General features: G+C 68.2%; 19 protein-coding genes and 1 pseudogene. 8 read left to right on the top strand and 12 right to left on the bottom strand.

The genetic code is table 11. The features are described from left to right. Positions 1 to 18: 18 nt before the first annotated feature. Positions 19 to 993, bottom strand: coding sequence for a carbohydrate kinase family protein (locus SY2F82_RS01040; protein ID WP_200416998.1), 975 nt, complete (start codon positions 991 to 993; stop codon positions 19 to 21). Positions 994 to 1,125: 132 nt separating this feature from the next. On the opposite strand from SY2F82_RS01040, the gene SY2F82_RS01045 reads away from it, so the two are divergent. Both SY2F82_RS01045 and SY2F82_RS01050 read left to right on the top strand, forming a co-directional pair. Next, positions 1,126 to 1,341 carry a hypothetical protein gene (locus tag SY2F82_RS01045; RefSeq protein WP_200416999.1) on the top strand — a complete coding sequence of 72 codons (216 nt, stop codon included), beginning with the start codon at positions 1,126 to 1,128 and terminating at the stop codon, positions 1,339 to 1,341. Positions 1,342 to 1,503: 162 nt separating this feature from the next. Beyond that, positions 1,504 to 3,024, top strand: a complete 1,521-nt coding sequence (locus SY2F82_RS01050) for a hypothetical protein (RefSeq protein ID WP_236041030.1) — start codon at positions 1,504 to 1,506, stop codon at positions 3,022 to 3,024. A 75-nt stretch (positions 3,025 to 3,099) separates the two neighbouring features. Here the strand turns inward: SY2F82_RS01050 and SY2F82_RS01055 are convergent, their stop codons facing one another. Next, positions 3,100 to 3,456 (bottom strand): iron-sulfur cluster assembly accessory protein, encoded by a 357-nt coding sequence (locus tag SY2F82_RS01055; protein ID WP_200417000.1) that lies wholly within the window; start codon positions 3,454 to 3,456, stop codon positions 3,100 to 3,102. 320 nt (positions 3,457 to 3,776) lie between these two features. On the opposite strand from SY2F82_RS01055, the gene nadA reads away from it, so the two are divergent. Further along, positions 3,777 to 4,961, top strand: coding sequence for a quinolinate synthase NadA (gene nadA, locus SY2F82_RS01060; RefSeq protein WP_200417001.1), 1,185 nt, complete (start codon positions 3,777 to 3,779; stop codon positions 4,959 to 4,961). Positions 4,962 to 5,025: 64 nt separating this feature from the next. Here the strand turns inward: nadA and SY2F82_RS01065 are convergent, their stop codons facing one another. The 5 genes and pseudogenes from SY2F82_RS01065 to SY2F82_RS01085 form a co-directional block, all read right to left on the bottom strand. Beyond that, complete coding sequence (locus tag SY2F82_RS01065) at positions 5,026 to 5,451, bottom strand: hypothetical protein (RefSeq protein WP_200417002.1); 426 nt, start codon at positions 5,449 to 5,451, stop codon at positions 5,026 to 5,028. A gap of 213 nt (positions 5,452 to 5,664) precedes the next feature. Next, the gene (locus SY2F82_RS01070; protein WP_200417003.1) at positions 5,665 to 6,189 is read right to left on the bottom strand and encodes a hypothetical protein; all 525 of its coding nucleotides are present in this window, start codon (positions 6,187 to 6,189) and stop codon (positions 5,665 to 5,667) included. A gap of 23 nt (positions 6,190 to 6,212) precedes the next feature. Continuing rightward, positions 6,213 to 8,702, bottom strand: a complete 2,490-nt coding sequence (locus tag SY2F82_RS01075) for a DNA/RNA non-specific endonuclease (protein ID WP_308437737.1) — start codon at positions 8,700 to 8,702, stop codon at positions 6,213 to 6,215. A 338-nt stretch (positions 8,703 to 9,040) separates the two neighbouring features. Further along, a pseudogene (locus tag SY2F82_RS01080) lies at positions 9,041 to 9,849 on the bottom strand (IS5 family transposase). Between the two features lie 229 nt (positions 9,850 to 10,078). After that, on the bottom strand, positions 10,079 to 10,546 hold the full coding sequence (locus SY2F82_RS01085; RefSeq protein ID WP_200417004.1) for a hypothetical protein: 468 nt from the start codon (positions 10,544 to 10,546) through the stop codon (positions 10,079 to 10,081). A 247-nt stretch (positions 10,547 to 10,793) separates the two neighbouring features. Between SY2F82_RS01085 and SY2F82_RS01090 the strand changes: the two genes are divergently transcribed. Next, entirely contained in the window at positions 10,794 to 11,240 is a 447-nt protein-coding gene (locus tag SY2F82_RS01090; protein WP_200417005.1) for a hypothetical protein, read from the top strand. A 434-nt stretch (positions 11,241 to 11,674) separates the two neighbouring features. Here SY2F82_RS01090 and SY2F82_RS01095 read toward each other — a convergent pair whose 3' ends face one another. After that, positions 11,675 to 11,974, bottom strand: a complete 300-nt coding sequence (locus SY2F82_RS01095; protein WP_200417006.1) for a hypothetical protein — start codon at positions 11,972 to 11,974, stop codon at positions 11,675 to 11,677. Positions 11,975 to 12,131: 157 nt separating this feature from the next. Between SY2F82_RS01095 and SY2F82_RS01100 the strand changes: the two genes are divergently transcribed. Together SY2F82_RS01100 and SY2F82_RS01105 are read left to right on the top strand one after the other, a co-directional pair. Continuing rightward, on the top strand, positions 12,132 to 12,977 hold the full coding sequence (locus tag SY2F82_RS01100; RefSeq protein WP_200417007.1) for a helix-turn-helix transcriptional regulator: 846 nt from the start codon (positions 12,132 to 12,134) through the stop codon (positions 12,975 to 12,977). Beyond that, positions 12,956 to 13,153, top strand: coding sequence for a DUF397 domain-containing protein (locus tag SY2F82_RS01105; RefSeq protein ID WP_200417008.1), 198 nt, complete (start codon positions 12,956 to 12,958; stop codon positions 13,151 to 13,153). The genes SY2F82_RS01100 and SY2F82_RS01105 overlap by 22 nt, the downstream gene beginning before the upstream one ends. Before the next feature lie 123 nt (positions 13,154 to 13,276). Here the strand turns inward: SY2F82_RS01105 and SY2F82_RS01110 are convergent, their stop codons facing one another. From SY2F82_RS01110 to SY2F82_RS01125, 4 genes are all read right to left on the bottom strand, one after another. After that, positions 13,277 to 13,954, bottom strand: a complete 678-nt coding sequence (locus tag SY2F82_RS01110) for a response regulator transcription factor (protein WP_200417009.1) — start codon at positions 13,952 to 13,954, stop codon at positions 13,277 to 13,279. Between the two features lie 22 nt (positions 13,955 to 13,976). Then, positions 13,977 to 15,206: a sensor histidine kinase gene (locus SY2F82_RS01115; protein ID WP_200417010.1), complete on the bottom strand. Its 1,230-nt coding sequence runs from the start codon at positions 15,204 to 15,206 to the stop codon at positions 13,977 to 13,979. Between the two features lie 123 nt (positions 15,207 to 15,329). Beyond that, positions 15,330 to 15,608 carry a hypothetical protein gene (locus SY2F82_RS01120; protein WP_200417011.1) on the bottom strand — a complete coding sequence of 93 codons (279 nt, stop codon included), beginning with the start codon at positions 15,606 to 15,608 and terminating at the stop codon, positions 15,330 to 15,332. A 25-nt stretch (positions 15,609 to 15,633) separates the two neighbouring features. Further along, a complete protein-coding gene (locus tag SY2F82_RS01125) occupies positions 15,634 to 16,431 on the bottom strand; it encodes a PspA/IM30 family protein (protein WP_200417012.1) in 798 nt (265 codons plus the stop codon). Positions 16,432 to 16,730: 299 nt separating this feature from the next. On the opposite strand from SY2F82_RS01125, the gene SY2F82_RS01130 reads away from it, so the two are divergent. Together SY2F82_RS01130 and SY2F82_RS01135 are read left to right on the top strand one after the other, a co-directional pair. Further along, the gene (locus SY2F82_RS01130) at positions 16,731 to 17,360 is read left to right on the top strand and encodes a DUF3043 domain-containing protein (protein ID WP_200417013.1); all 630 of its coding nucleotides are present in this window, start codon (positions 16,731 to 16,733) and stop codon (positions 17,358 to 17,360) included. Between the two features lie 83 nt (positions 17,361 to 17,443). Next, a complete protein-coding gene (locus SY2F82_RS01135; protein WP_200417014.1) occupies positions 17,444 to 18,181 on the top strand; it encodes a bifunctional 2-polyprenyl-6-hydroxyphenol methylase/3-demethylubiquinol 3-O-methyltransferase UbiG in 738 nt (245 codons plus the stop codon). Positions 18,182 to 18,248: the final 67 nt, after the last annotated feature.

Genomic DNA, 18,248 nt, shown 5'->3' on the forward strand with positions numbered 1-18,248 from the left:
CGTGGCCTCGCTGCGGCCTCAGGCCAGGTGTTCCTGGACCTCCGCGGCGGCCTCGTCCCCGTACGCCTTGGTGAAGCGTTCCATGAAGTGCGCCCGCCGCAGCTGGTACTCCTGCGTGCCCAGCGTCTCGATGACCAGGGTCGCGAGCATGCAACCCACCTGGGCCGCCCGCTCCAGCGTGACCCCCCACACCAGCCCGGAGAGGAACCCGGCCCGGAAGGCGTCGCCGACTCCCGTCGGGTCCACCTTCGCCGTCTCCTCGGGCACTCCGACCTCGATCGGGTCCTCACCGACGCGCTCGATGCGCACACCGCGGGAGCCGAGCGTGGTCACCCGGTGGCCCACGCGGCCCAGGATCTCGGAGTCCGACCAGCCCGTCTTGGTCTCGATGAGCCCCTTCTCGTACTCGTTGGAGAAGAGATAGGTCGCCCCGTCCAGCAGTATCCGGATCTCGTCGCCGTCCATACGGGCGATCTGCTGTGAGAAGTCCGCGGCGAACGGGATGGACCGGGAGCGGCACTCCTCCGTGTGGCGCAGCATCGCCTCCGGGTCGTCGGCGCCGATGAGGACCAGATCGAGGCCGCCCACCCGGTCGGCGACCGTCTTGAGCTCGATGAGCCGGGCCTCGCTCATCGCGCCGGTGTAGAAGGAGCCGATCTGGTTGTGGTCGGCGTCGGTGGTGCACACGAAGCGGGCCGTGTGCTGGGTCTCCGAGATCCGCACGGAGTCCGTGTCCACTCCGTGTCGGTCCAGCCAGGCACGGTACTCGTCGAAGTCGGAGCCGGCCGCGCCGACCAGGATCGGCTTGGTGCCGAGCTGTCCCATACCGAAGGCGATGTTCGCGCCCACCCCGCCGCGGCGTACGTCGAGGCGGTCGACCAGGAAGGAGAGGGAGACCGTGTGCAGCTGGTCCGCGACGAACTGGTCGGCGAAGCGGCCGGGGAAGGTCATGAGGTGGTCGGTGGCGATGGAGCCGGTGACTGCGATACGCACGGCTAGGACACGCTCCTGGGGCGGAGGGGATGGACAGTTCACGCTACCCGGTCCACCGGGCCCTCTGAAGCAGGCGAAACTACCCGATGGTAGATCTTTCCCGGTGGGCTCCGGCCTGCCTACGGTGCGGCCATGACGAAGCTCGAGGTCCTCGGCACCGCCCCGCTCGGCACGGAACCGGAAGGAGACCTGGCGTCGCTGCGCGGCGACTGCGCCCGCATGGTCCCGCACTGGGCCGCACCCGCGAAAGCCGCTCCCGTGCCGGTCTCACCGTCCCTGATCCACGGGGTCAGCGTCCCGCCCGCTTCCGCCCGCCTCCTGGACGCGATGTCCGACTACGGGGACTGATACCGCGCCGGGCCGACCGGCGCACCCGGGAGGGAACCGTGCGCTCCCCCGCCGCGTCCCATCGCCGTCCCCCGTAAGAGCGAGGCGGGATACGACCTTCCGTGCCCCTTTTCCGGCACGGCGGGGTCTCCTGGGACAGCGTGGAGCCGAAGGAGCGATGCGGTGAACACCGAGCGACCCGACGACGTGAGCGAGCCGGCGGACGTCCCCGAGGGTGGGGGCGGCGCCGTGCCGCGACGGCGTTCCCCGGTGGTGGTCGCCTCGGTCGCGGCCGCGGTCCTGCTGGTCGGGGGCGGCGGGGCGTATCTGGCCACGACCCTGTCCGGCGGGACGGGCGGCTCCTCCGCACCGGGTGGTGACGGCGCTCCCCCGCCGCTGGCCCTCGACGGCCGTGGCGGGGTCGGCTCGCCGGGCATCGCGGTGGGCGAGCCGAACCCGTACGGCACGACGTACCGTGCGGCGGGCAAGCTGCCCGGCGGCCCCGGGTCGGCGCCCGTGTACTGGGCGAAGGGCGAGGTGACGCGGGACGAGGTGGCCCGGCTCGCCAAGGCGCTGGACGTGAGCGGCACGCCGCAGCGGGCCGGCGGCGCCTGGACGGTGGGCGGCGGCAAGGACGGGGCGCAGCCGCTGCTGCGGGTGGCCGGACAGGCGCCGGGGATGTGGACGTTCAGCCGGTACGGGCCCGGGTCCGACGACCTGTGCCGGGGCACCAAGGTGTGCGCCTTCGCACAGGGCTCCGCCGAGGGCTCCTCCTCCGTGGTGAGCGAGGCCGTGGCGAAGCGGGCCGCCGCCCCGGTGCTGAAGGCGCTCGGCCAGGACGACGCCAAGCTCGACGCGCACCAGGTCCTGGGCTCCCTGCGGGTGGTGAACGCCGATCCGCAGGTCGGCGGGCTGCCCACGCACGGCTGGTCGACCGGTGTCCAGGTGGCCGCGGACGGCCGTGTGGTGGGCGGCAGCGGCAGTCTGAAGGCGCCGGTCAAGGGAGCGGTGTATCCCGTGCTCGACGCGAAACGGACGCTGGAGCTGATGAACGGCGCGCCGTCGTACGGCCGCAAGGGCATCGGCGGCTGCGCCAGTCCCGTACCGGTGAAGGAGCGGGACGAGAAGCCGTGCGGGGCGTCCACCGCGGCGCCGAAGCGGGCGTCGGCGACGGTGGAGGGCGCGGTGTTCGGGCTGGCCCGGCACTCCGTGGACGGCCAGGCGGTGCTGGTGCCGTCGTGGCTGTTCGAGGTACGGCCGACCGGGGACGGGGACGGCCTCACGGTGACGTACCCCGCGATCGACCCGCAGTATCTGACCACTCCGCAGCCGCCGGGGCAGCCGAGCCGGGCGCCGTCCCCGGGTACGAGCGCTCCGGGTGGGACGCCGTCCCCGGCGCCCACGAAGCATGACGTGAAGGTGATGGGCTACACCGCCGACGGCCGGGACCTCACCATCGCCTATGAGGGCGGGGTGTGCGCCGACTACGCGGCGTCCGTGAGCGAGGGCTCGGACAAGGTGACGGTGACCGTGACCGAGACGCCCTGGCGGGGCAAGGTCTGCATCATGATCGCCAAGGTCTACCACCAGACGCTGCATCTCAAGGCGCCGCTGGGCGACCGCCAGGTGGTCGGTTCGGACGGCACTCCGATTCCGAAGGGGACGGTGCCCGCCGACGGGGCGGGGCCGCCGCTCGCGCGGTAGGAGGCTCCACGGACGGACGAAGGCGGCGCCCCCGAGTGGGGACGCCGCCTTCACACGCCTACCGGTGGGCGCTGCTCAGCTGAAGGAGTCGCCGCAGGCGCAGGAGCCCGTCGCGTTCGGGTTGTCGATGGTGAAGCCCTGCTTCTCGATGGTGTCGACGAAGTCGATCGTCGCGCCGCCCAGGTACGGGGCGCTCATGCGGTCGGTGACGACCTTGACCCCGCCGAAGTCCTTCTCCACGTCGCCGTCGAGCGTGCGCTCGTCGAAGAAGAGCTGGTAGCGCAGGCCGGAGCAGCCGCCGGGCTGGACCGCGACGCGCAGCGCCAGGTCGTCACGGCCTTCCTGGTCGAGCAGGGCCTTGACCTTGGCCGCGGCGGCGTCGGTCAGGATGATGCCGTCGGTGACGGTGGTGGTCTCGTCCTGTACGGACATCTACATCTCTCCCGGGTTGTACGGAGACTGCTTGCCGACGAGTGCAACCGGCGTGGCCGCGGATTCATTCCGGGCCCGCGCGCGTCTTTTCGCGTCTCGCTTCTTCCTCATGCTCGCATACACGCCGGAACACGCACACCGGCCTGTGGAGGGACGGCCGTGGGGGCCGGGATTCACGTCACATCGACGCTATGGCCATCGTCAAAGTGACATGAAGCGGTTATGATAGATAGCGTCAATTCGACGAAAAGGCTTGTCCCGCATGTCCCGCCGGCCCACCTGAAGGGCCGGCGAGCCGCAGAACAGAAAGGGTGCGTGTCGTGACCACCGCCCAGACCCAGGAGCTCGACGTACAGCCGACGCCCCTCGCCCTCCTGCTCCTCGGCCGTGAGGCCGACCCGAAGAGCGAACGGGGCGTCGAGTGTCCCGGCGAGCTTCCCTCGCCGTCCGACCCGGACCTGGTCGAGCGCGCCCGCGCCGCCAAGGAGAAGCTGGGCGACAAGGTGTTCGTGCTCGGGCACCACTACCAGCGCGACGAGGTCATCCAGTTCGCGGACGTCACGGGCGACTCCTTCAAGCTGGCCCGGGACGCCGCGGCCCGGCCGGAGGCCGAGTACATCGTCTTCTGCGGTGTGCACTTCATGGCGGAGTCGGCGGACATCCTGACCTCCGACCACCAGAAGGTGGTCCTGCCCGACCTCGCGGCCGGCTGCTCCATGGCCGACATGGCGACGGCCGAGCAGGTCGCCGAGTGCTGGGACGTGCTGACCGAGGCGGGGATCGCCGAGCAGGTCGTCCCGGTGTCGTACATGAACTCGTCCGCGGACATCAAGGCGTTCACGGGCAAGCACGGCGGCACGATCTGCACGTCGTCGAACGCGAAGCGAGCGCTCGAGTGGGCCTTCCAGCAGGGTGAGAAGGTCCTGTTCCTGCCGGACCAGCACCTGGGCCGCAACACCGCGGTGCGCGACATGGGCATGTCCCTGGACGACTGCGTCGTCTACAACCCGCACAAGCCGAACGGCGGCCTGACGGCCGAGCAGCTGCGCGCCGCGAAGATGATCCTTTGGCGGGGCCACTGCTCGGTGCACGGCCGCTTCAACCTGGACTCGGTGAACGACGTGCGGGAGCGGATCCCCGGCGTGAACGTGCTGGTGCACCCCGAGTGCCGGCACGAGGTGGTGTCGGCGGCGGACTACGTGGGGTCGACCGAGTACATCATCAAGACGCTGGAAGCGGCCCCGGCGGGCTCGAAGTGGGCCATCGGCACGGAGCTCAACCTGGTCCGTCGCCTGGCGAACCGTTTCGCGCCGGAGGGCAAGGAGATCGTCTTCCTCGACAAGACGGTGTGCTTCTGCTCCACGATGAACCGCATCGACCTGCCGCACCTGGTGTGGGCGCTGGAGTCCCTGGCCGAGGGGAACCTGGTCAACCGCATCGAGGTGGACCAGGAGACGGAGGCGTTCGCAAAGCTGGCGCTGGAGCGGATGCTGGCTCTGCCGTAGTGCGGACGTGACCGTGCCCCGGCCACCACGACGGTGGCCGGGGCACGGTCATGTCCTCATAAGGCTACGGTGCGAGATGGTCGCGGCCCTCCGTAACGGCGAGCCCGACCTCGTGACCACAAGCCTTGAAAAGCGCCTCGCCGATCAGCGCGAGGTTCTCCTCCGAGAGCTTTTCACAGGTATAGCGGAGAGAAATCGGGAAATCCCCGTAAAGACTCATGGCCATCAAAAGGATCGCAAGATCCTCACGCCACTCTCCGAGTTCCCCGGAGTCGATCGCTTCTTTTATCCGGCGAACATCGAATCCCGCCCACACTTCATCATTCTCATCGACGCCCCCTTGCGCGAGTTTCCGCAGCTCGGGGCTGTCGAGCCACACGCCATGACGCGTCAGGAGCCAGACGGCCGCGTCAAGGGACCATAGTCCGTCGGCGCCACGGCGAAGGGCAGCCGCGAACTGGTCGGCGGAAAAGGAAGAGAAATCAGGCATGGCAGCAGTGTAGCCGGTCGGGCAGTGTCCGAAGACCCGGCCGACCGGCTACCTGTGGGATTTTACAGCCCTATTTTGTTGTTGTTACTCCGCTTCGCTCACTCCTCCATCCCGAAGAGGAACTGCATGATGCGCCTCCGGGAGGCGTCGGGGAACATTCCCGCCGAGTTGAGCCTCACCCGTTGGGCGGCAGAGATTCCGCCGCCCGCTACATCATTCGTACGTCTCGAAGAACGGACGCTCCACCTTTCCCGCAACGGAGAACGGGCGGAAGTCGCGATCTGTCAGGACGCGGTAGATGAATTCCGTGGTCGAGATGTCGAAACGGTGCCAGTCCTCCAACGGATCGGTTCGGGCCACGATCGGCCATTGCTCGGGGCGTGTTGAAGCGTCGGCGAGCCAGTAGTACTGGTCCTCCGTGAGGGAGTTCCCCCAGAGGATGAGTCCGCTGCCGCCGGCGTCGAACACGTCGTAGGGGTCGAAGAGCGTGCTCAGCTGACCGCTCTCGCGGCGCCGCCGTTGCGACTTCCATCGCCCCAGCAGCCCGTAGGAGTCGATGGCATTCGGGGGCAGCAACTCCAGGTACCCACTGAAAGCGCCGTGACGAAACGCCTCACAGAGCTTCTTGTAGTCCGCCGGGAGTTGCGTCCCGAATTGCTCCTCGATGTCATCCCAGTCCACATCTCGCTGTGACGCCTCCCAGCGAGTGGCGGAGATGATCTCGTCAACTCTGTCCATGGTCTCTCTTCTCTTCCCATCGCCTACTGCCCGGCCACATAGCCCCAGGGATAGACAGCCCCGCCGGATGAGGCGGCCAACCCTTGCAGTGAGGGGACGGTGCTGTCGCCTTGGTAGCTCGCCGAGATTTCGTAGTAGACGGTATTTCCCAGCTCCAACTGGTCGGAGATCGCTTTCTCCCAGTCGCCCATGCTGTCCTGGTTCACATCGCTCGGCAAGGGAACCAGGTTCCTCCGGTCGGTGCCGCTTCCACCGAATTGACGGGCCACCAGGTGCGCCCGGTCGAGGCCCATACCCGGACGCCATCCCTTGGGAGACGCAGCCCAAGCACCCGGAGTGCTCATCGGCCAGATAGTGGTGCTTCCCACCATCTTGGTCGAGTTGTTCGGGTCCTTCAGGTTTCCTTCCTTGTCGGTGTAGTTGATGTCCGACTTGTTGAGGCACGCGATGGCGCCCTGAGCACGCCCCTGGGAGTCGAGCGGCATGTAGTAGATCATGCTCGACCGGCTCTTCTGGCAGTCCTCCTTGGTGAACGGCACCCGGGCGTCACCGGGCTGCCACTCCTTGACGGAGTCCGGCTTGAGGAGGAGCCCCTTGCTGTAGTCCGGCTTGTCACCGGGGTCGGACTCGTATCCGTTCTGGGCGGTCGGAGTGTCCCAGCCCAGTTCTTCCAGGAACACCCAGGCCGCCAGGCCGTATCCGCCCGCCTTGCTGAGCAGGCTGGAACCGCCGCCGGCAACGGTCTCGGCTCCCTCGGCGATCCCTTCCGCCGCGCCTTCTACAGCACCCTCGATGGTGTCGACGGCGGAGTCGATGAATCCGCCGACGTCGAAGTGACCGTCGATCTCGACGTTGCTGATGGGATTGCCGCTGCCGAACGCGTACCGGTTACCGGTGAAGGGGTCGGCTCCGAGGCCCATGTCGGACAGGGCGCCGTTGTACATGTCCCGGGTGGTGAAGCGGTTCAGGCCCGGGTTGTAGTTGCGGAAGCCCATGTCGTACGTACCGGACTGGGCGTCCCAGCGCTTGGCGTTGTAGCGGTACGGGTTGTACGCCTCCTTCGTCGGATCGGCCGCGTCAGGCTTGTCGATGCCTGTGAACTCGGACGCGTCGTCCTTGCCGTAGGCGGTGTAGCCGTACGTCGCCTTCGTGTCGCCGTTGTCGTCCGTGAGGGTTTCGACGTCGGTGTGGCCGTTGTAGCCGTAGTAGCCGTCCTCGGTCGTGCCGTCGCTGTTGTGCTTGACCTGCGACAGACGCTCGCCCCACGGGCTGTACTGGTACGACTTGGTCAGCGTGCCGGCGACCTTCTCGTCCAGGACCTCGGAGGAGAGGCCCAGGTACTCGTAGTCCGTCGTCTTGCCGTCGGCGGTCTCCGAGGCGGTGCGGTCGAGCGGGTCGAAGGTGTACGTGGTGGACTTCATCGCGCCGGTGGCGTCCGCCTTCTGGGACTCCACGACGTGGTCGAAGCCGTCGTACACACTCCGCTCGACGACCTGGCCGCCCGAGGTGACCGACTCCTGGCGGCCAAACGGGTCGTAGTTGTAGCTGGCCGTGGAGCCGCTGGTGGTGGCGGTCAACAGGCGGTTGCGGTCGTAGTTGTAGTCGGTGGTGACGCCGCCGACCGTCTGGCTGATGACGTTGGAGTTGTCGTCGTGGACGTACGTCTCCGTCGTCGCGCCGTTGCCCGTCTTCATCGACTGCTTCAGCCGGTTGGCCGGGTCGTAGGTGTAGTCGGTCGTCGAGTTCAGATACACCGAGTGGCTGTCGGCGTTCATCTTCTTCGCGACGTCCTGCGTCTTGTTCCCGTTGGGGTCGTAGGCGTAGGTGTGCGAGGAGACGAGGGTGCCGTTCGGCTTCTTCTCCCTCGTGGACTTGACCGGGCCGTCCAGGTAGTACGTGTAGTCAACGGTGTTGCCGTTGGCCTTGGTCTCCCGGAGCGTCTGGTCGCGGCCGGTGTACGTGTAGGACGTCAGCTTTGACGAGGCGTCCGTCGGCGTCTTGCCCACCGACACCGTCTTCACCAAGTCACGCAGGTCGTAGGTGTACTTGGAGAACTGATCCGGGTGAGTGATCGTGTCCAGCAGGCTGTTCGCGTCGTACGTGTACGACGTGGACTTCTTCTCCTGACCGGCCAGTGACTCGGTCACCTGCTGGACCTGGTTGAGGCCCGTGTAGGCGATCGTGTACGCGTCGATCTGGGCGCCGGAGGAGTTGTCGTCGATTGACGTCAGGTTGCCGTTCGCGTCGTAGGTGTACGTGAACGTCTTCTGCTCGTTGTCCGTGTCGGCGGAGTTGTCGCGGACCAGCTTCACGCCGTCGGAGACGACCGTGCCGGTGCTGTTCTGGAACAACTGCAGCTTGGCCGCGTTGCCTTGCTTGAAGCTGTACGAGCCAAGCGATACCCAGGTGCCAGCGCCGGTGGTCTGGTCGATCGTCTTGTCGGTCGTTCCGCCGTCGTGGGTCAGGGTGTACTTCGCCGCTGTGGCCGCACCCGACACCTGCGGGAACTTCACGTACGCCGTGTAGGTGCCGTCCGTCGGGATGTTCAGCGTCCAGGTGAAGGAGTCGGTACCCGTACCGGCCGCGTGTGAGACGTAGTTGTAGCCCTGCTCGCCGCTGGTGTCACCCGTTGACCACGTTCCCGTGAAGGAGGTGTTCTGGGCGTAGATGTCGACCAGGACGACGTCCTTGCCGACCGGAACGCCGTCGTCCGAACGGGACTTAAGCTTGCCGTCCGGGTAGTAGACCAGTTCATCGTGCGGTTGGAGGAGCCGCCCGCAGATGTAAGCGTCCGGGCCGTCTGCTGACCCAGGTCGTTGTAGTCGTAGGTGGTGGCGCTTAAGACGTCGTTTCAGTTGGTGAGGCGGCGGTAGCCGATGAGGGCTGCGGCTATGCCGACGAAGGCCAGGAAATGCTCGGCCTTGCGCTCGTAGCGGCGGTGCAGGCGTCGGCATCCGGCAAGCCAGGAAACCGTTCTCTCGACGACCCAACGGTGGCGCCCGAGCCGTGTGGAGGACTCGATGCCCTTGCGGGCGATGCGGTGGGGGATGCCACGCTGGCGAAGCCACCGGCGCAGGTGGTCGTAGTCGTATCCCTTGTCGGCGTGCAGCTTGGCCGGTCGCCGGCGGCGCGGGCCGCGCCGGGAGCGGATCGGCGGGATTCCCCGCACCAGCGGCGTCAGGCCGAGGCTGTCGTGCATGTTGGCGCCGGAGATGCCCAGCGACAGAGGCAGACCGTTCCGGTCCGTGATCAGGTGGATCTTCGATCCACTCTTGCCGCGGTCGGTCGGATTCGGTCCGGTCAGTGGCCCCCTTTTGCGGCCCTGAGGCTGACGGAGTCAATCGCGCACCGCGACCAGTCCAGCTCACCTCTGGCGCCGAGTTCGTCCAGGAGGACGCGGTGGAGCCGGGCCCAGACCCGGGCCTGGCTCCACTGGGCGAAGCGCCGGTAGACCGTCGGCTATGCCGGGCCGAACACCGGGGGCAACTGCCGCCAGGTACACCCCGAGGTGGCCACGAAGATGATCGCCGCCAGGCATTCACGGTCGCCGGCCCGCCGTCGGCCGCCGCCCTGCGGGCGTATGCCCTGCGTTGGCGGGACCACCCGCCGGAACAGCGTCCACAACTCGTCCGGCACCAACCGCTCAACCAGATCCGTCATGCACGGCTCAACGAACGATCACTCCAAAGGAAACGATGTCTTAGCGTCGGCGCGTCAGAGCGGCGGCTGCACACGATCGAGGGGCGGTCTGGGAAAGAGGACACGGCCGTCAATCAGCCCACTACACTCACCCAAACCGCCCCTGAACAGGGAAAACGTCAAAGTGCTGCTGGAGTACTGACTTTGCAACAGCCCTGCACCGGCAGCACCGTCAACACTGCCCGCACGCCTACCGCGCCTTCAGCTCACCGACCATGCCGGCCAGTTTCTGATGGGCCGGGTTTTTCCGGAAGGCCGGATAGCGCCCTGCAATAAATTCCAGGGCCTCCCTCGAGAATCGGGAGGCGGCAGCGAGGAGCTCGGTGACCGTGCAGTGCCCGGGCACGGGGTCCCAGGACCTCGTCACAGTCACCGTTTCACCTTCCGGGGTGAAGTGGATCAGCATGTCGTTCTCCGTGAAGCTGATGCACCCGGGATTCCCGTGCTGCACGTCGTGGGCCGCGAGCAGCACGCAGAACACGAAATCGAGGATCGGGAGCCTCTTGAACGATACTGTTCCGAACTCCTCGGTGGTGAGACTCACACCCATCTCGAAGTATTCGTAACGCAGATCCATCTCGCTTGCGCGTTCCAGCTTGGCGCGCTGCTTCTCGGTGAGGTCCCGCTTGAGCTCCGGAACAAAGGTGATGTCGAACACAAATCTCCCAGGTTTGCCTTGAGAACTTTCACTCGCTCTGCGGTCGGGCTGCCCGCACCGCGTATCGGCTCGGGCAGCCCGTGCAGTCACGGTCGACTACGGAATGGGATGCGCGGTTCTCAAGCTGCCGTCAGGGTTGAGGATTACCCTAATCCCGTATGCCCTGTTGGTGCCAAGCCCCTTGGACTGCATCTCCGCTCAATAAACCTGGCGGAGATCATCACTTCTTCTACAATGAGGGTAATTAATGAACACGCATGAGCAGGCTCTGATCGCAAAAGTGCGGGCGAGTGGTCTGGAAGTGATCGGCATTGCCGGTTATCCGTCAAACCCGTCTGTCGATAGCGCATGGAGGGCGGTTGCGAACTTTGAAGTACGACCGATCGCTACGACACCCTTGAAAGGAGAAGATGTTGCACGACGGTTGAATGCCCTCTGGCTGCACAGTGCCAGGAGTTCGGGAGTGCTGGCCGAAGATGACTCCTTTCTCATCACGGCTGTAAGCACCGGCAGCCGCGATGTCGGCTGGGTGAGCGTGCGCTGGACCCCGGAAGTGGATGTGTCTCGCCTGGTTGACGACCAGGGCCGAGTGGAGTTTATCGCGCGCTCGCTCAGCGGACACCACATTTGTGGCGTAACAGCCGAGGAATACGAGTACTGGATTGTGAGCCTGTCGATAACCGACGACCAATAGCAGTGAGGTATCCTCTGCAGCGCGACGGGGGTAGCAGGCAATGACAAGCTTGCCACCCGCCTCAAGTCTCGTCGACTTTCTATGCATCTCGATCGGGCCAGCATAGGACATGACGATTGGCGTGAACGCAAGGCGGAGATGATCTCGGCCCACCCTCTCATTACGCAAATGAAAAGGGGCAGCAGGGGATATTGGGCAGTGGAGAATCACGGCCGTTATTGAAGGCCAATTAACCCAAGACGCCCGATATGGCGAGAGGAAATGCGCGACGCCCGGGACCTCGGCCGGGCCTCGTGCATGGCGCGCCGGGTCTGAGCACCCGCCATTGCGGCCCGCAGGAGACGAAGCCGACACAACGGGGCCCGCTGCTACGAGTCCTGGCAGGACTTCTCCGCCGACTTCATCCTCGACCGCTGCCTGCAGTTCACCGCCACTCAGCCCTCCCCCAACCGCGCACCCCGACTCGCCGCGATCCGCAGGGCATCCGTCAGGGCCGCGGCGAGTTGTACCGCCGCGAAGCGCAACTCCCGCCTTTCCGTGGCCTCATCGGCCAGCAGCGGCCTGGCCTCGGTCAGGACGAACTCAGCCGAATCGAGCAGATCCGCCTCCAGTTCGTCGGCCAGGCGGGACAGGCGGCTGCCCGGATCGTCCGTGCTCAGGTAGCACGGCGCTCCCTCGGGTGTCGTCCACGGCAGCAATCGCAGCGCCGTCACGTCCCGTCCGTCGCGCACCATCTCGTCACTCCCTCCGGATCCGGCCATTCCGCTGGCAGCGCCGGATCAGCGATCGTTACCTTCTGTGCCGTCATCGTCGCTGTGCGACACGGCGCTTCAACAGGAGCGCCGCGTCCCAGCGTTGAGAACGGGACGATCAGCCAGAGAGGCGAGACCGATGACGTTCAAGCCGCAGACCCTCACCCCCTACCTCTCCGCCCGGCACTACTTCGGCGCCGAGCAGCGCCGCCACCGCGAGGCCGCCAAGCTGTCGCTGCTGCAACTCGCGGACATCCTCAACTCCAGCAAGAGCACGCTGGCACGCATCGAGACGGCGGAGTTGATGCCGCCACCGGACCTACCGGACCGGCTCGACGCCGCGTTCGGGACGGACAGGCACTTCCACGGGCTGTACGAACTGGCCAAGCGCGAGGCGCACCCGGACCAGTACCGGCGGTTCATGGACTTCGAGGCGCAGGCGGAGGTCATCGAGAACTTCGGCGCGCAGGCCCTCCCAGGGCTGTTGCAGACCAAGGAGTACGCCGAAGCCATGCTCAGCCGCCAGGAGGAACTGACCGGGGAGCAGATCGATGAGCGTGTCAACGCTCGCCTGTCCCGGCAGGACCGACTGCGCTCGGCCCAGCCACCCCTGCGCTGGGCGATCATCGACGAGTCTGTGCTCCGGCGAAGGGTCGGCAGCGAAGAGTGCATGTACAAACAACTGGCCCGGCTACTCGAACAGGTGGATACTCCGGACAGCAAGGTCCAGGTGATGCCCTTCAGCGCCGGTCCGCACTCGCTGATGGGCGGAGCGCTGACCCTGCTGACCCTTCCCAACGGCTCCACCGTGGCCTATGAAGAGGGCATCCAGGTCGGTCACCTCTACGAGGACCGGGACTCGGTGAAGAAGTGGCGTCGGCAGTACGAGGTGCTGCGCGCCAACGCCCTCCCACCGACGGCTTCGGCAGAGCTGATCCGAGACGCGATGGAGGACTACAAGCAATGCAGCACACCCCCGAGCTGAACTCCGCCCGGTGGCGCCGGAGCAGCTACAGCAACACCAACGGGGGCGAATGCGTCGAGGTCACTGAGGACTTCCCCGGCGTCGTCCCCGTACGCGACAGCAAGAACCCCCACGGTCCCGTCATCGTCGTCCCAGCCGCCGCCTGGGACGCCTTCGTCAACTCGCTGAGAGCGTAAGGTCCGAGAACGAAGGGGCTCCCCGTGGCTCACGGAGAGCCCCTTCGTCGAACGTACGGCGGTCAGACCTGCGTGGGCTCCGGTTCGCCGGATCCTTTGGTAGACGCGTCGCCCCGGGGCCGCTCAGTCCACCCTCGGGCGCACCAGCCCCGACTCGTAGGCGATGACCACCAGTTGTGCCCGGTCGCGGGCGCCCAGCTTCGCCATGGCCCGGTTGACATGTGTCTTCACCGTCAGTGGGCTGACCTCCAGGCGCTCGGCGATCTCGTCGTTGGAGTGACCGCCGGCGACCTGGACGAGCACCTCGCGCTCCCGGACGGTGAGGGTGCCGAGCCGGTCGGAGTGGGCCGGGTCGCGGCTGTCGTCGTCGCCCTGGGCGAGGAACCGGGCGATGAGCCCTTTGGTGGCGGCGGGCGACAGCAGTGCCTCGCCGCTGTGCGCGACACGGATGGCGTTCAGCAGGTCCTCGGGCTCGGAGCCCTTGCCGAGGAAGCCGGACGCGCCGGCGCGCAGCGACTGCACGACGTAGTCGTCGACCTCGAAGGTCGTCAGTATGACCACCCGGACATCGGCGAGGGCCGGATCGGCGCTGATCAGGCGGGTGGCGGCGAGGCCGTCCGTGCCGGGCATGCGGATGTCCATGAGGACGACGTCGGCGGCGCGCTCCTTGGCCAGCCGTACCGCCTCCGCGCCGTCGGCCGCCTCGCCCACCACCTCCATGTCCGGCTCGGAGTCGACGAGCACCCGAAAGGCGCTGCGGAGCAGCGCCTGGTCGTCGGCGAGCAGGACACGGATGGTCATACGGGCGCTCCCTGGGCGGCGGTCACACGGTCTCCCCGGCTGCGGTCGTCGTGGGGTTCTCGACCGGCAGGATCGCATGGACCCGGAAGCCGCCTCCGTAGCGGGGACCGGTGGTGAGGGAGCCGCCGACGGCGGTGACGCGCTCCCGCATGCCGAGCAGGCCGTGGCCGCCGTGGCCGTCGTCGTCGCCGGGTGCGGTGTCCTCGCCCGGGCCGTCGTCGAGGACCGTGATCTCCACGTCCGGGCCCACGCGGACGACGCTGACCTCTGCCTTGGCGGCGGGCCCGGCGTGCTTGCGCACGTTGGTGAGGGCCTCCTGGATGACGCGGTACGCGGCCAGGTCCACGGCGGCGGGCAGGGACGTGCCGTCGTCGGCGCGGGCGACCTCCACGGGGAGCCCTGCGCTGCGGAAGGTGTCGGCGAGCTCGTCCAGGCGGGCGAGGCCGGGGGCGGGTTCGGTGGGGGCCTCGGGGTCGCCGGACTGGCGGAGCAGGCCGACGGTGGCGCGGAGTTCGTTGAGTGCGGAGCGGCTGGCCTCGCGGACGTGGGCGAGGGCTTCCTTGGCCTGGTCGGGCCGCTTGTCCATGACGTGGGCGGCGACTCCGGCCTGCACGTTGACCAGGGCGATGTGGTGGGCGACGACGTCGTGCAGGTCGCGGGCGATGCGCAGCCGTTCCTCGGCGACGCGGCGACGGGCCTCCTCCTCACGGGTGCGCTCCGCACGCTCGGCGCGCTCCTTGATGGCCTGCACGAAGGCGCGGCGGCTGCGCACGGCGTCGCCGGCCGCGGCCGCCATGCCGGTCCACGCGAAGAGGCCGAGGTTGTCCTGCGCGTACCACGGCAGGGGGCCCGCGAGCATGGCGGCGCCGGTGAGCACGGTCATGGTCAGCAGGCCGACGCGCCAGGTGGTGGGGCGGTCGGTGGTGGAGGCGACGGTGTAGAGGGCGACGACGGCGGACATCGCGACGGGGGCGCGCGGGTCGGCGGTGACCAGCTCCACGAGGGAGAGGGCGACGGTGACGGCGAGGACGGCCATGGGGCGCCGCCTGCGGAGGACCAGCGCTGCCGCGCCGAGCACCATGAGGGCGAGGCTGAGGGCGTCGGGGGTGTGGACGCCCCAGGTGGCGCCTTCGCCGTGGGGGTCGGCGAAGGAGGACGCCAGCATGGCGACCAGCACGCCGAGGGCCAGGACTGCGTCGAGGGCGAGGGGATGGGCGCGGATCTGGCACCGGGTGCGTTCTAGGGTGCTCACGGCTTCACGGTACGGGGCGCCCGCGGCGGGCGGAACCAGGGTCGAGCGTCCCGGCGGTGCACGTACCGTCTGGGGGCTGCCGCCCCCAGATACCCGCCATCGGGCTGAACGGCTTCGTCCTGGTCAGCCCGGGATCAGCCCGTCCCCGCCCAGCATCTCGCGGACCTCCTCCAGGCTCGCGTCCGGCGACGGCAGGATCAGCTCCGACGGTTCCAGGGAGTCGTCCGGAAGCGGAGCGCCCAGACGGCGGACCTCCTCGAGCAGCGCCGTCAGGGTGCGGCGGAAGCCGGCCTCGTCGCCGTGCTCCATCTCCGCGAGCAGCTCGTCGTCCAGCTTGTTCAGCTCGGTGACGTGGGCGTCGTCCAGGCGTACCTGCCCCTCACCCATGATGCGCACGATCATGTCGCCTCCTCGGGCGCGAGACCGGCTACTGCTTGTCGAAGCGCGGGGTGTCCTGCGGCTGGGACTGGTTCTGACCCTGTCCGGTGCCGCCCTCGATCGCCTGCCGCTGGTCGGACGAGCCTCCCGCAAGCTCCGCCTTCATGCGCTGCAGCTCCAGCTCCACGTCCGTGCCGCCGGAGAGCCGGTCCAGCTCGGCCTGGATGTCGTCCTTGGCCATGCCCGAGGGGTCGTCCAGGGCGCCGGAGGCCAGCAGCTCGTCGATCGCGCCGGCGCGGGCCTGGAGCTGGGCCGTCTTGTCCTCGGCGCGCTGGATCGCGAGGCCGACGTCGCCCATCTCCTCGGAGATGCCGGAGAACGCCTCGCCGATCCGGGTCTGCGCCTGGGCCGCCGTGTACGTCGCCTTGATGGTCTCCTTCTTGGTGCGGAAGGCGTCCACCTTCGCCTGCAGCCGCTGGGCCGCCAGCGTGAGCTTCTCCTCCTCGCCCTGCAGGGTCTTGTGCTGGGACTCCAGGTCCGTCACCTGCTGCTGGAGCGCCGCCCGCCGGGACAGCGCCTCGCGGGCGAGGTCCTCGCGGCCGAGCGCGAGCGCCTTGCGGCCCTGGTCCTCCAGCTTCGACGACTGCTGCTGGAGCTGGTTCAGCTGGAGCTCCAGGCGCTTGCGCGAGGTGGCCACGTCGGCCACGCCGCGGCGCACCTTCTGCAGCAGCTCCAGCTGCTTCTGGTACGAGTAATCGAGGGTCTCGCGCGGGTCCTCGGCCCGGTCAAGGGCCTTGTTCGCCTTCGCGCGGAAGATCATCCCCATACGCTTCATGACACCGCTCATGGGCTTCGCGCGCCCCCTTCTGACCGACTCCGGCTCACAGTCCTGCGACAGAACCCACAGTACGGGCCCTGCATCCATTACCGCACTGTTCGGGAACGGATGCGGTCATCCCCAAGGACGACTGCGTACGGTCCCGCTCCGGCGTAGGGAGTAGGTGTCCCCCGGGCTTGCATACGGGGAGACGCCGGGATTCCCTCAGCCACCCTGTGGAAGAACGTCGGCGGTCTTCCTTTTACGGCCGCTCTGTCCCCCTGGAGACGAGCGGTGTTGCCGGATCGTTCCCCACGGGGCTGGGGTCCATGCGGGGGCACCCCGTACCCTTGGGTTTTGTGTTCCGTAGCCGTGCCAAGGAAGAGAAGGCCCCGACCGCCGACAAGGCGCCGGTGACCGACTCCAAGCAGCCCCGTGACCCGCAGGCCCCGAAGGGCAGGCCCACGCCCAAGCGCAGTGAGGCCCAGTCCCAGCGGCGCAGCGTCGCCAACACCTCGATGACGCGCAAGGACGCCGCCAAGCGGCAGCGCGAGGAACGGCGCGCCGCGCTGGAGAGGCAGCGTCAGGCGCTGGCCGGCGGGGACGAGCGGTATCTGCCGGCGCGGGACAAGGGCCCGGTCCGCAAGTTCGCACGCGACCACGTCGACTCCCGGCTCAATGTGGCGGAGTTCTTCCTGCCCATGGCCGTGGTCATCCTCGTGCTGAGCGTGGTGCGGGTGGGCGCGCTGCAGTCGATCGCGCTGCTGCTGTGGCTGATCGTGATCCTGGGGATCGTCGTCGACTCGGTGTTCTCCGCGTTCCGGCTGCGCAAGCGGCTCAGCGAGCGCTTCCCCGACCAGAACAAGCGGGGCGCGGTCGCCTACGCACTGATGCGCTCCCTCCAGATGCGTCGGCTTCGGCTGCCGAAGCCGCAGGTCAAGCGCGGAGAGCGGCCCTGAGCACGACGTCTTTCTCGGGGGGTGCGGCGGACGCCTGGCTGAGCAAGCTGGGGGGGCTGCGTGATGTCGTACGCCAGGAGCTGGTGGCCCGGCAGCTGGACGAGCAGATAGCCGGGCGGTTCCCGGTCGGGCAGCGGCTGCGGGTGCTCGACGTGGGCATGGGCCAGGGGACGCAGGCGCTGCGCCTGGCCCGGGCGGGGCACCAGGTGACCGGGCTCGAGCGCGACGAGAAGATGATCGCCGTCGCCCGTGAGGCCCTGTCCGGTGAGCCGGAGGGCATCCGGGAGCGGATGCGGATCATCGAGGGCGACGGCCGGGACACGGGCGTGCACTTCCTGCCGGGCAGCTTCGACGTGGTGCTGTGCCACGGGGTGCTGATGTACGTCGAGGAGCCGGACGCCCTGCTGGCGGGGATGGCCCGCATGCTGGCGCCCGGTGGGCTGCTCTCCCTGCTGGTGCGGAACGGGGACGCGCTGGCGATGCGGCCGGGCCTGTCCGGCGACTGGGCGGGCGCGCTGGCCGCGTTCGGCACCGTGTCCTATTCCCCCACTCTCGACTCCGCTCGAGCGGGGGGACCCCCATCCCGGCTCGGCCTGGAGGTGCGCGCGGACCGGCTGGCGGCGTTGACCGCGACGCTGGCGGGGATCGGAGCACCGCTGCACGCCTGGTACGGGGTGCGGGTCTTCACCGACACGGCGGCGGACGACGCGGCGGTCCCCGCCGATGTCGAGACGCTGCTGGCGGTGGAGGAGCGGGCCGGACGGACGGACCCGTACCGCGGGGTCGCCGCGCTGCTGCATCTGTGCGGCGTGCGCGGCTGAGAGCCTTGCGGCCGTTCCCGTTCGGGTGAGCATCGGGGGCAGGGCCGTCGGCCCTTGGTGACACTCG

It is taken from the genome of Streptomyces sp. Y2F8-2 (assembly GCF_014905555.1).
GTDB lineage: Bacteria > Actinomycetota > Actinomycetes > Streptomycetales > Streptomycetaceae > Streptomyces > Streptomyces cynarae.